This is a genomic window from Alphaproteobacteria bacterium (assembly GCA_016722515.1).
GTDB lineage: Bacteria > Pseudomonadota > Alphaproteobacteria > Rickettsiales > JADKJE01 > JADKJE01.
In genome coordinates, this window is the sequence record JADKJE010000001.1 from 490,371 (window position 1) to 502,651 (window position 12,281).

Annotated in this window: 11 protein-coding genes; all 11 read left to right on the forward strand. The window is 43.9% G+C overall.

Translation table 11 applies throughout. The annotated features are described in order from the left end of the window. Nucleotides 1–9 precede the first annotated feature (9 nt). The 11 genes from tolR to IPP74_02190 all read left to right on the forward strand — a co-directional run bounded on the left by tolR (nt 10) and on the right by IPP74_02190 (nt 12,275). Complete coding sequence (tolR, locus tag IPP74_02140) at nt 10–450, forward strand: protein TolR (protein ID MBL0318095.1); 441 nt, start codon at nt 10–12, stop codon at nt 448–450. Nucleotides 451–464: 14 nt separating this feature from the next. After that, nucleotides 465–1,382 carry a hypothetical protein gene (locus IPP74_02145; GenBank protein MBL0318096.1) on the forward strand — a complete coding sequence of 306 codons (918 nt, stop codon included), beginning with the start codon at nt 465–467 and terminating at the stop codon, nt 1,380–1,382. Nucleotides 1,383–1,418: 36 nt separating this feature from the next. Next, nucleotides 1,419–2,753, forward strand: coding sequence for a Tol-Pal system protein TolB (tolB, locus tag IPP74_02150; GenBank protein ID MBL0318097.1), 1,335 nt, complete (start codon nt 1,419–1,421; stop codon nt 2,751–2,753). A gap of 269 nt (nt 2,754–3,022) precedes the next feature. Continuing rightward, the gene (pal, locus tag IPP74_02155) at nt 3,023–3,532 is read left to right on the forward strand and encodes a peptidoglycan-associated lipoprotein Pal (protein ID MBL0318098.1); all 510 of its coding nucleotides are present in this window, start codon (nt 3,023–3,025) and stop codon (nt 3,530–3,532) included. A gap of 110 nt (nt 3,533–3,642) precedes the next feature. Next, nucleotides 3,643–4,224, forward strand: coding sequence for a peptidoglycan-associated lipoprotein Pal (gene pal / locus IPP74_02160; protein MBL0318099.1), 582 nt, complete (start codon nt 3,643–3,645; stop codon nt 4,222–4,224). 161 nt (nt 4,225–4,385) lie between these two features. Beyond that, complete coding sequence (gene ybgF, locus IPP74_02165) at nt 4,386–5,390, forward strand: tol-pal system protein YbgF (protein ID MBL0318100.1); 1,005 nt, start codon at nt 4,386–4,388, stop codon at nt 5,388–5,390. Nucleotides 5,391–5,411: 21 nt separating this feature from the next. Then, nucleotides 5,412–6,734, forward strand: coding sequence for a tRNA lysidine(34) synthetase TilS (gene tilS, locus IPP74_02170; protein MBL0318101.1), 1,323 nt, complete (start codon nt 5,412–5,414; stop codon nt 6,732–6,734). Nucleotides 6,735–6,804: 70 nt separating this feature from the next. Then, nucleotides 6,805–8,766 (forward strand): ATP-dependent zinc metalloprotease FtsH, encoded by a 1,962-nt coding sequence (gene ftsH / locus IPP74_02175; GenBank protein MBL0318102.1) that lies wholly within the window; start codon nt 6,805–6,807, stop codon nt 8,764–8,766. Nucleotides 8,767–8,797: 31 nt separating this feature from the next. After that, nucleotides 8,798–10,150, forward strand: a complete 1,353-nt coding sequence (locus IPP74_02180) for a phosphoglucosamine mutase (protein ID MBL0318103.1) — start codon at nt 8,798–8,800, stop codon at nt 10,148–10,150. Next, entirely contained in the window at nt 10,143–10,979 is an 837-nt protein-coding gene (gene thiD, locus IPP74_02185; GenBank protein ID MBL0318104.1) for a bifunctional hydroxymethylpyrimidine kinase/phosphomethylpyrimidine kinase, read from the forward strand. The genes IPP74_02180 and thiD overlap by 8 nt, the downstream gene beginning before the upstream one ends. Further along, nucleotides 10,980–12,275 (forward strand): HlyC/CorC family transporter, encoded by a 1,296-nt coding sequence (locus IPP74_02190; protein MBL0318105.1) that lies wholly within the window; start codon nt 10,980–10,982, stop codon nt 12,273–12,275. Nucleotides 12,276–12,281: the final 6 nt, after the last annotated feature.

The following is a 12,281-nucleotide window of genomic DNA, read 5'->3' on the forward strand; positions in this document are numbered from 1 at the left end:
AGATCCAATATGTCTATGCAACTTCCTTCTGGCAGCGTTAGTCGACACAATCGGCATACACACCATTTAAGTAACGAGATTAACGTCACTCCAATGGTCGACGTAATGCTCGTACTTCTGATTATTTTCATGGTAACGGCGCCTATGGTTGTGTCCGGCGTAAAAGTAGATTTACCAGACTCGGCTGCCAAAACCATTCCCGAAAAAACTGATCCACTTGAAATTTCAGTTACATCCAAGGGGAAAATTTACCTTCAGGATACACAGATACGCTTCGATGAACTGGTTCCCAAATTAGAAGCCATTACCAAGGCCAATACAGAAACCCGAATTTATATCCGTGGTGATCGCAAAGTCAATTATGGTATTGTTATGCAGGTTATTGGCGCTGTTAATGGTGCCGGCTTCAATAAAGTAGCCCTGTTAACTGAACCTAAACAGAACAACTAGTTAGAGACTTAAGCATGGAACGCAACCTCATTTATTCGTTATTGCTCCATGCCATTGTGCTTGTGTTTCTTATCTTCAAACTTCCATTCATTGAAGACAAAAAAGATATTACCGACGCTACAGCCTTCACCGTTGAATTAGTTCCTATTTCACAAATCACTAATCTGCCAAGTCAACCTACGCCGCCCAAACAGGAAGTGAAAGAAGAAAAAAAGCTCAAAAAAACAGAACCTAAAAAAGCACCACCCAAACCAAAACAGGCTCCTCCTCCGCCTCCATCGGCCAAACCCGCACCTAAGGAAACCAAGGTTGAGCAACCTAAACCTAAAGAAAAAGCCGAAGTTGCTAAACCTGAAGAAAAAAAGGAAAAGCCTAAAGAGGAAAAAAAGGAACCACCTAAAAAGGAAACTGAAAATCGTGAAAAGGTCGATAATGAATTCGATAACATGATGAAAAATTACCTTAAGGATACCAAGGAACAACAGCCGGATAAAAAGCCAAGCCCTCCTCAGCCACAAGCACAGCCTGCCGCAGATCCCTATGAGCAAATGAAGGCCGCGATTGCTCAGGATGCTTTAAATCCTTATAATCCTAATATTCCTGTGTCTTTGAGTGAAAAAGATGGTCTCCGTCAGCAGTTTTACGAATGCTGGAAACCACTGGTTGGTTCAAAGCAAGCAGACTTATTATCTGTCAAAGTAGAAATTATTCTTGATCGAACCGGTTATGTGCGCAATTATAAGGTTCTAACACTATCTCCCCCACCAGGAGTTGATCCCACCTTGTATGGTGCGGCGCAACAACGTGCGATTATGGCTATTCAGAATGACGCCTGTCGTAAGTTACGCCAAATTCCATCACAAGAAAAATACGGTGGTGATAATGGCTGGTGGAGAATTGAGCTAAACTTTGACCACTCTATATATTATTAAGCCGATGAGGACTTTATGAATCTATCTAAACACCTAATGCTCAAAACATTCTGCTTTCTTTCACTTGCTACCGCCATCGTGTACCCACAACCGTCACACGCTGTATTGCGTATTGATATTACGCAGGGTAAAATTGAACCGTTACCGGTAGCCATCACCGATCCGGTTGCAGGCCTGCCTAGCGATAGTCAGATGGGAAACGACATCATGAATGTTGTTAAAGCCGATCTTAAACGTTCTGGGCTCATTGCTCCGATTGATAAAGGAGCCTTCATTGAGCATATTACCTCTATCAATACCTATCCCAACTTTCCAAGCTGGAAACGTATTAATGCAAATGCTTTGGTTACCAGTTCGATTTCTACATTTGTTGATAAGTCGGGTGAGCCTGCCATTAAAATGGAATTCCGTCTATGGGATACCAATGGTGAAAAACAGCTTGATGCAGCGTCACAAGTAACCAAGAGGGACAATTGGAGACGCCTAGCGCATAAAATCGCGGACTCAATCTATTCAAAATTAACGGGAGAACAACCTTATTTTGATTCACGTATTGTTTATATTGCTGAGTCTGTTGCTGGAAATCGCAAAGTTAAACGCTTGGCTATCATGGATCAAGATGGCGCTAACCACCGTTTATTAACAGGTGCTGAAACGCTCGTATTAACCCCGAGGTTTTCTCCCACCACCCATCAAATCACCTACTTGTCGTATGCCAATAACACGCCACGTGTTTATTTACTCGATACCTTTACTGGACGTCAACGGTTAGTCGGTGATTTTCCTGGCATGACATTTGCTCCTCGTTTTTCTCCTGATGGAAAAAGCATTGTGATGTCAGTTGCCGATCACGGAAACTCTGATATCTACAGCATGAATCTAGCTACGGGCCAAAGAATGCGCCTCACTAGCAGCCCAGCTATTGACACCTCCCCCTCTTACTCACCTGATGGGAAGCAGATTGTTTTCAACTCTGACCGTGGGGGCTCTCCTCAGCTTTATGTTATGAGTGCGAGTGGCGGCAATCAAACACGTATCAGCTTTGGTAATGGCACAGCAGAAACTCCAGTATGGTCGCCTCGTGGAGACTTGATTGCATTTACTAAACGCTATCAAGGCGATTTCTATATTGGTGTCATGCGCCCTGATGGATCTGGTGAACGTCTTATTACGCGTGGATTCCTCGTTGAAGGCCCAACATGGGCACCCAATGGCCGCGTACTCATGTTTACCCGTGAAGAACGCAATCGCGGCAACTCGCCTAATTTAGCTCAGCTTTATTCAATCGATTTAACCGGTAATTTTGAGCAACGGGTTGAAATCCCCTACAGCGGATCAGATCCTGCCTGGTCACCACTATTACCTAATTAAACGTTATGCGTCATCTTCCTATAGGGGAGATGTACGCATGTAAGCCACTACCAAAAAGGTGCAGCGTCAAAAATGCTGCACCTTTTTTTTGTTTATCTGTGGCATAAAATCAACAGTGTCAAAAAAAAATGATTTTGACGCACTTCTTGTTAGATCGCTCTTGCTATTTTCTGTCATATCGCTTTAATGTTACCATATCTATCTATGGAGCATTGTGCTCTTTAACAGGTAGGTGAATTACATCACTACTTATAATTTTAGGAGGCTTTATGCGCACATCAAAGGTGCTTTTACCAATCCTTGCAAGCGTTCTTCTCGTTGCTTGTACCTCAACCAAAAAAACTGATTCAGTTGGAGCAAGTTCACCAAATGGTAGCGGAAACACTGGCGATTCGTCATCTGTTTTGGCTCCTTATCCTGGCGATAAAGCTGAATTAGGCAAAGACTTGCAAGACCGCGTATTTTTCGGTTTTAATTCTTCTGATTTAGACAGCACTTCTACTGCTATTTTAGAAAACCAAGCTCGTTGGTTGTCTGCTAACAAAAGCAAAAAAGTTGTTGTTGAAGGACATGCTGACGAACGCGGAACCCGGGAATTCAACCTTGCTCTTGGTGAGCGTCGTGCCAATGCGGTTAAAGAATACTTAACTGGTCATGGTGTTGATTCTTCACGCGTAAAAACTATCTCTTATGGTAAAGAACGTCCTGCTGTTCAAGGTTCTAGCGAAGAATCTTGGGCTCAAAACCGCCGTTCTGTCTTAATCGAAGAGCAAAAATAGTACTTGATAGTTGTATAACTTATAGTAAAATGCCGTCAGAGTTATAATGGATTCTTTAATTGTTAAAGACCTAAGGAGGTATTATGCTAAAAAAACTATGTTTGGTTTTCATGTTGTTGCTTACATTTTCTGCTTGTAAGTATGATGATGCAGAAGTAACGACAACTAATGTTCCGGGCATAGGCCGCCGAGGTCCCGAATCAGTTTCTGGTGTAGACCAGTATGCTGGGGTGGATGACGGTGGTGATTTAGCAAACCTTAACTCTGACGGTAACTCTGACGGGGCTAATACTGGGGATGACAACGGCAGTGGCGATGGAGCCGGAGCCGGAACAGAAACCCAGGATTATTTTGCCTCACATATTGGCGACCGGATATTCTTTGCTCTAGATAGCAGCAACATTTCTTCCGAAGGCCAGGCGATCTTGAATCGCCAGGTAGGATACCTGAAGCAGCATCCGAATATTAAAGTAACGATTGAAGGACACGCTGATGAACGTGGAACCCGTGAATATAACCTTGCACTTGGTGACCGCCGTTCGATCTCAATTAAAAACTACCTAACAGCACAAGGTATAGGTGAAAACCGTATACAAACCATCAGTTATGGTAAAGAAAAGCCAGTGAAATTTTCCTCTGATGATACTTCATATGGCGAAAACCGCCGTGGTGTAACTGTTATAAGCAAATAATTTGAGATCATTGCCCCACCCTGCCCTCCAGAGGATGGGGTGGATGGGAAGTACGCAGCTCCTTTCCTTTACTTTCCTCTATTTTTTGCTATAATCCTAGCTACTGGAAATATAGTTTATTACCAGGCAAAGAAAATACTTTGAATTATTATAGGTTTTATATGCGCTCTCCTGCAATCGTATTAAGTTCCCTCGTGTTTTGTCTTTTATTTTCAGTACCAGCTTTTTCAGCTTCTGATAATACAAAAGAAAGGCTTCAGCGCATTGAGCAGGACATGCTTGTGTTACAGCGTCAGTTCTATGGACAGGACGCGTATATGATTAACGAGTCAGGCGGCCTTAATGCCACCAACGCACCGAAGCCGTCCCCTTATATTGTTTCTACGTCTAAATTACAGATTCAAATATCCGAACTCGAAGAACGCCTCCGCCAACAAACGGGTCAAATTGAAGCTATTCAACACCAAAATCAAGGACTTCAAGAACAGATTAAACGTTTAGCAGCCGATATGGATATCCGCTTTAAAACGCTCCAATCCATGCCACCTGTAGCTCAGCCCCTCCTCCCTGCACCTGCTGCCAATGCGGTTCCGCAGGCACCCCAACCGGCCCAATCATCGCTTGCTAACCATGCGTCCACCACCAATTTATCGTCGGTAACTCCTGTGCCAACGTCGGCTACTAAACCTGCTCCAGCAGCCGCTACGCCAACGAGCCCACAGCCTCCTGTTACAGGGATTCAGCCAGGAGCGCAAGGTAGTGCGACCAACGACCCCAAAGTAACCTCACCCGAAGCTAGTTATAATTATGCCTTTAATCTATTGAGCCAAAATAAATTTCAAGAAGCACAATATTCGTTCAGAAATTTTATTCAGGACAACAAGAATCATCCGTTACTTCCTAACGCCTATTACTGGTTGGGAGAATCTTATTACGTTCAAAAAGATTATTCTACGGCCGCTGTACAGTTTTTGAAAGGATTTCAGGAAGCACCCAAAGGTCAGAAGGCTCCAGACAATATGCTCAAGCTGGGAATGTCACTCGGGAATGCAGGTAAAAAGTCAGAAGCCTGCACAACCTTTAAAAAGCTAAGCAACGACTTCAAAGATGCACCGGAAACGATTCTAGAGCGTGGCAAAGCAGAAGCAGAGAAAGTTGGCTGTTAATATCCTCAACATGGCATCGTAATGGGTCAACATCTCACCGAGACTTTTGATAACATTATCGACTCGTTATGTGGCGATGTTCAACACACTCCCCTTGCAGTGGCGGTATCCGGTGGTGCCGATAGTTTAGCGCTTGTCTTTCTTCTCAAACGATGGGCAGATAAAACCGGCAAAACAATACTGGCATTAACCGTCGATCACGCTTTAAGACCTGAATCCAACCAAGAGGCGCTCATCGTTGCCAAGCTGTTAAAGTCACATCACATTGATCATCATATTTTAGCCTGGGAGCACCCACCAGTTAGACATAACATACAGGCACAAGCGCGGGATGCTCGCTATCAACTTATGTGTTCATGGTGCGCTGATCACAACATACCTATTTTAATGACCGCACATCACCGTGATGATCAGGCAGAAACCGTCTTATCGCGACTATTCAGAGGAAGCGGTGTCACAGGGATGGCCGGCATTCCCGTGGAATCAACGCGCTACGGCATTCGTATTATTCGCCCACTACTTGGAATCCCTAAGCAGCAATTAAGTCACTATCTGTCCGAGAACCAGATTTCTTGGATTGAAGATCCCTCCAATGAAAATCTCCATTATGACAGGGTCAAAATACGCAAGCTACTCACGCATCTTGAGCCCGATTTACAGGTGAGTACTGGCCTTATAAAATCTCGCCTCGCCGATCACGCCCGTCATATGGGCCGCGTTAAAGATTACCTTGAACAACAAACCGTTATGGCGCTCAAACCTGCGGAATTTAACCACGAATTTGGGTTTGCTTCTATTTCTAATAGCCATTGGTTAAGCCTCCACCTTGAAATACAATATCGGGTTATCTCCTCACTCCTTAACCAGGTCAGTCATCAGGAGATCGCTCCTCGTTTTGATAGTTTAGAGCGGCTCTGTCATTCTTTTGCGAATGCTTCGGCACTACAAGCAACTTTACATGGGTGCATCGTTTATCGACATAAAGATACGCTCTATATAATCCGCGAACCTGCTGCAATTGCTTCTGTATCAATAGATATACCCACTCCCATTCAATGGGATAATCGTTTTCATCTCGATCTAGCATCTATCTCCTCTACTGATTTAGCTGAATCTAATATGGCTATCCATCCTCTGTGGCTCTATCGAAAGGCCATTCCTTTAACTGCTATGGAATCACTCACTTCGTTGAGAATAACCCCCAGCAATCGTCTTAATCAGTTAATATTTTCAGGGTTACCTGTACTGACAGCCCTTGAAAAAATCGTAGCCATTCCCCATATAGGTTATTACGACTCTTTCCTAAATAAGGAAAATACAGTGTTCCAGGTTGCGTCACTTTAAAAATGATTGTTTCCTTTAACTCAAGTTCGTATACTAATAGATAGACGTTATTATGGAGCCTCGTTCATAGATGAAACAAAGCAGAAAAAACGGAAAAAATTTCTTTTTCTGGGTACTCATTATTGTTGCAGTTACACTTTCTTATAATTTTTTTAAAAACCTAGGAGAGATACGAGGGCAGTCCATCCCTTTTTCAGATTTTCTTGAAAAGGTTGATGCAGGTCAAGTTGCTGACGTTGCCATTAATAATTCCAATATTAACGGTCACCTAAAAGACGGTGCTGGATTTAAAACGCTTGCCCCCAATTATCCTGACCTTATTTCTGATTTGCGCGACAAGCATGTTCGGATTGAAGTCGTGGAAGAGGACGTGAATTGGATTGTGACCCTACTCTTTTCATTTGGCCCGGTCGTGTTGCTGATCGGTGCTTATATTTTTGTGTGGAAACAAATGCAAAGCGGTGGATCATCGGCCATGAGCTTCGGTAAATCGCGTGCTCGACTGATGACGGAAAAACAAGAAAAAGTAACCTTTAAAGATGTTGCTGGAATCGAAGAGGCACAGGAAGAACTGGAAGAAATCGTTGAATTTCTAAAAGATCCTGGAAAATTTCAAAAACTCGGTGGAAAAATTCCTAAAGGCTGCCTGCTGATTGGTCCTCCAGGAACCGGTAAAACGCTGCTTGCCCGTGCTATTGCTGGAGAAGCTAATGTTCCTTTTTTCAGCATCTCCGGTTCTGACTTTGTTGAAATGTTCGTCGGCGTAGGTGCAAGCCGTGTTCGTAATATGTTTGAACAAGGTAAAAAACACGCACCATGTATTATCTTTATCGATGAAATTGATGCCGTAGGACGTAACCGCGGCTCGGGTCTTGGCAATAGTAATGATGAGCGTGAACAAACGCTCAACCAATTGCTGGTAGAAATGGATGGTTTTGAAGCCAATGAGGGTATCATTATTATCGCGGCCACTAACCGTCCAGACGTCTTAGATCCAGCATTGCTGCGACCTGGACGTTTTGACCGTCAAATCACGGTTTCCAATCCAGACATTGAAGGACGTAAAAAAATCATTGAAGTCCATTTACGCAAAATAGCTTTTGGTCCGGATGTAAACGCCGAAATTATCGCTCGTGGTACTCCTGGATTCTCAGGTGCTGATCTTGCGAATCTGGTCAATGAAGCCGCTTTGCTTGCCGCACGTAAAAACAAAAAAGTTGTCACCATGCACGATTTAGAAGATGCCAAAGATAAAGTGTTGCTAGGCGTTGAACGCAAATCAATGGTTATGAGTGAAGAAGAAAAGAAACTAACAGCCTATCATGAAGCAGGACACGCCGTACTCGCCATTTATTGTATTGGTTCGGATCCCATTCATAAAGCAACCATCATACCACGCGGAAGAGCTCTTGGTTTAGTGATGCGTCTGCCGGAAAAAGATCGCGTTTCACTGACGCGTGAAAAATTAAAAGCGGATATTTGTGTTGCCATGGGTGGCCGAGTTGCCGAAGAAATGATCTTCGGCTATGAAAAAGTCACCAGTGGTGCTTCCATGGATATTAAACAGGCAACCGCCTATGCAACAGCCATGGTTAAAGAATGGGGCATGAGTGATAAAGTTGGACCACTTTATCATGGTGAAGACCATAGCCGTCCATTTACCATGCCGGAAATGCAGGCGCAGGATACTGTTTCATTGATTGATCAAGAAATAAAATCTCTGGTTATTCAGGGCTATGATCAGGCGAAACAACTTCTGAATCACCATTTGGATAAATTGCATTTATTGGCCAAAGCCTTGCTCGAATTTGAAACCCTTAGTGGGGATGAGATCAGAGACCTTATGGATGGCAAACCTATCCTTAGGAAAAAAATAGATGACGGTTCTGGTGACATCGAATCAGAAGGCTTCACCCGCCGCTCTTCCGTTCCTTCTTCGTCTCCAAAACCAGCTAACGATAAAGATGCTCCAGCTAATCCGGCCAATCATAATCCGGATTCGCATCAAGACGATGGATCACTTGAAGTTTAGTATCTGATCATTTTCTAGCGTGAGGGAAACAATGGGAACATTATTTGGTACAGATGGTGTTAGGGGAAAAGCAAATGTTTATCCCATGACGCCTGATTTGGTTCAGAAAGTAGGGATGGCCGCAGGTTCACTGTTTCAAAATGGCAAACATCGCCATCGCGTTGTGATCGGTAAAGACACACGATTATCTGGCTACCTATTTGAACCGGCTCTGACCAGCGGTTTTATCGCCGCGGGCATGGATGTGATGCTGGTTGGCCCAATGCCAACTCCTGCCGTTGCGATGCTTACCAAGTCATTGCGTGCAGATCTGGGTGTCATGATTTCAGCCTCACATAATCCTTATCAGGATAATGGCATCAAGTTATTTGATTCTCATGGGCTTAAAATTTCTGATGAAATGGAAAAAACCATTGAAGATATGATACTGGGTTCACATCCCATTCCCATGGCACCTTCCGAAGAATTAGGACGCGCCAAACGCCTGGACGATGCACGCGGCCGCTACATCGAAGTCGTCAAACGTTCTTTCCCTAAAGGTCTTCGTTTGAAGGGTTTAAAAATTGTCATCGATTGTGCCAATGGCGCAGCCTATCATTTAGGTAAAACTATTTTGTGGGAACTGGGAGCTGACGTCATCGAGATGGGAATTTATCCCGATGGTACTAATATTAATCAGGGATGTGGTTCTACCCATCCCGAAGCGATGTGCGCGATGGTGAAACAGACCAAGGCCGATATTGGTTTAGCTCTGGATGGCGATGCTGATCGTCTAATTGTCTGTGATGAGAACGGTCAAATCATTGATGGCGACCAGCTCATGGCGCTCATTGCAACGTATTGGAAAGAGTTAGGTAAGCTGACTAACAACGGAATCGTTGCTACGATTATGTCTAACATGGGATTAGAAAAATATCTGCACACACAAGGCCTTGCCATGCAACGAACCCCCGTAGGTGACCGTTTCGTAGCCCAACACATGCGGGAGTTTGGTTATAATCTCGGTGGCGAACAATCGGGTCACATTATTCTCAGTGACTATACGACAACCGGGGATGGGTTAATTGCCGCATTACAGATTCTTGCCGTACTGGTACAAAAAAATCAAAAAGCCAGCACTGTACTGAATGTATTTGATCCCTTTCCGCAAATATTGAAGAATGTGCGTTTTCAACATCAAAACCCACTTACCCATGATCATGTTCAAAAAACCATCAAGGAAGCCGAATCATTACTCGCTGGCAAAGGCCGATTACTGGTTAGAAAATCAGGAACCGAACCGCTGTTGCGGGTTATGGCTGAAGCCGAAGATTTAGATTTAGTTGATCAATCCGTAAAAATGGTGGTAACATCCATTGAGGAGATTGTGAACCGCCATGGGTGATGATTGTTCGAGTTATAAAAATCTGGCACGTATTCTTGTTATTGCGGGATCTGATTCTGGCAGTGCTGCAGGTATTCAGGCTGATATAAAAACCATTATGCAGCTAGGTGGCTATGCTACTACCGCCATTGCAGCTCTAACCGCCCAAAACACACAAACAATTACCGATATTTTTGCGGTTCCCGTTTCATTCTTAGAAGCCCAGATAAAGGCCATTATGTCTGATATAGGTGCTGATATTATTAAGACAGGGATGCTATACTCTGATGAAAATATTCTTTTCACATCTCAGTTTCTTAAAGAAAACCCTCACATACCTTCAATCGTTGATCCTGTTTTAAAAGCAACCACAGGGGCTTCATTGACCCAAGATGATAAAGCTGATCTTTATAGACAATACCTTATTCCAACAGCCACACTCGTGACACCCAATATTATCGAAGCCGAAACATTAACCGGGATACCCATTAAAACAGTCAATGACATGCAGGCAGCTGCGCTGGCTATTTATCAAATGGGTTGCAAAGCAGTCCTTGTCAAAGGTGGCCATCTGCAGAGCAGTAGTATTACGGATGTTCTATTCGATGGTATTCGCTGGCATTTGTTTACCAGCCCGCGTATCTCCATACGTGATGTTCATGGCACAGGCTGCACCTTGGCTGCGGCCATTGCTTGCGCACTTGCACAAAAAAAATCGTTAACAGAAGCCGTACAATATGCCCGAACCTACGTCATTGCGGCAATTGAACAGGCCTTACCCATTGGTTGCAAATATGCACCACTAAATCATGCCGTTAGCATAACCACCTTTCAACCTGAAGGAGTCTAAATGGACGAAAGTATTTTATTTATCTATATTGTTTCTATCGTTTTCTGCGTTTTTGCATCTGGCTTTTTTTCAGCAGCAGAAACCGGAGTCATTGCCAGTTCCAGGGCACGTATCTATCAATTGAAAGAGCGTGGCGATAAACGCGCCGCTTTGGTCAGTCACCTTCTGGATCGCAAGGATGAACTGATCAGCGCCATTCTTTTAGGAAACAATGCAATTAATATTGCGTGCTCATCGATTAGTACGACCGCTGCCATCCACTATTTTGGTGATATCGGAGCCCTTTATGCTTCGTTGGGCTTAACGCTTATCATTATTATTTTCTCAGAAATCATACCCAAAACCTATGCGGTCTATCACGCAGAAAAAGTCGCTCTGGCTGTTGCCCCGTCGCTTAAGGTAACGGTATTCATATTAGCTCCGATCCTTAAATCCATTGAGATATTGGTGAATTGGATTATGAAAAACATTGGTTTCCGCCGCAAAGAAGGTTTAGACCGCAATGCAGTGAATGAAATTATCCGCGGCACCATTGCCATGCACCACCAGGAAGGTGCTATGTTAAAAGAAGATCGTGATATGCTCAGCAGCATTTTAGATCTTGCCCACCGCGAAGTCTCAGAAATCATGACCCATCGTACACATGTGTCATCACTCAATATCGATATGAACCCACTTGAACTTACCAGCTTGGTACTTGATAACCAGCATACGCGTATCCCCTTGTGGAAAGATAATCCTGATAATATCATTGGTATTCTTCATGCACGCGATTTATTAAAAGCTCTAAAAACCCACGAAAGGCCCATTGAAGAATTATCCGTTACTGATATTGCTTCTCCGCCTTGGTTTATTCCCGAGTCCACCTTGCTGCACGATCAGCTTAAAGCGTTCCGCGCCCGCCGCAGCCATTTTGCCGTAGTGGTTGATGAATATGGCAGTGTTCAAGGCATTGTAACACTTGAAGACATTCTCGAAGAAATTGTCGGTAATATCGATGATGAGCACGATACCGTCCGTGAAGATATCGTCCCTCTTCCTGATAAAGGCTACCGCATCGCTGGACACGTAACGATCCGTGATCTTAACCGTAAACTCGAGTGGGATCTTCCCGACGATCATGCCGCCACCATTTCAGGATTGGTTCTCCACGAAGTAGGTGAACTGCCAGAAGAAAAACAATCCTTTCGCTTTTACGGTTATCGTTTTGAAATCGTCAAACGCGGGGATAAGAAGATCAAATGGCTAAAAATAGAACGCCTACCGCATGAGGGAAACGACTCGCAAGGGGAATAACGAAGA

Excerpts from the sequence above, each read along its gene's own strand:
- tolR (MBL0318095.1), top strand. The coding sequence starts at position 10 with ATGTCTATGCAACTTCCTTCTGGCAGCGTTAGTCGACACAATCGGCAT.
- IPP74_02145 (MBL0318096.1), top strand. The coding sequence starts at position 465 with ATGGAACGCAACCTCATTTATTCGTTATTGCTCCATGCCATTGTGCTT.
- tolB (MBL0318097.1), top strand. The coding sequence starts at position 1,419 with ATGCTCAAAACATTCTGCTTTCTTTCACTTGCTACCGCCATCGTGTAC.
- pal (MBL0318098.1), top strand. The coding sequence starts at position 3,023 with ATGCGCACATCAAAGGTGCTTTTACCAATCCTTGCAAGCGTTCTTCTC.
- pal (MBL0318099.1), top strand. The coding sequence starts at position 3,643 with ATGTTGTTGCTTACATTTTCTGCTTGTAAGTATGATGATGCAGAAGTA.
- ybgF (MBL0318100.1), top strand. The coding sequence starts at position 4,386 with ATGCGCTCTCCTGCAATCGTATTAAGTTCCCTCGTGTTTTGTCTTTTA.
- tilS (MBL0318101.1), top strand. The coding sequence starts at position 5,412 with ATGGGTCAACATCTCACCGAGACTTTTGATAACATTATCGACTCGTTA.
- ftsH (MBL0318102.1), top strand. The coding sequence starts at position 6,805 with ATGAAACAAAGCAGAAAAAACGGAAAAAATTTCTTTTTCTGGGTACTC.
- IPP74_02180 (MBL0318103.1), top strand. The coding sequence starts at position 8,798 with ATGGGAACATTATTTGGTACAGATGGTGTTAGGGGAAAAGCAAATGTT.
- thiD (MBL0318104.1), top strand. The coding sequence starts at position 10,143 with ATGGGTGATGATTGTTCGAGTTATAAAAATCTGGCACGTATTCTTGTT.
- IPP74_02190 (MBL0318105.1), top strand. The coding sequence starts at position 10,980 with ATGGACGAAAGTATTTTATTTATCTATATTGTTTCTATCGTTTTCTGC.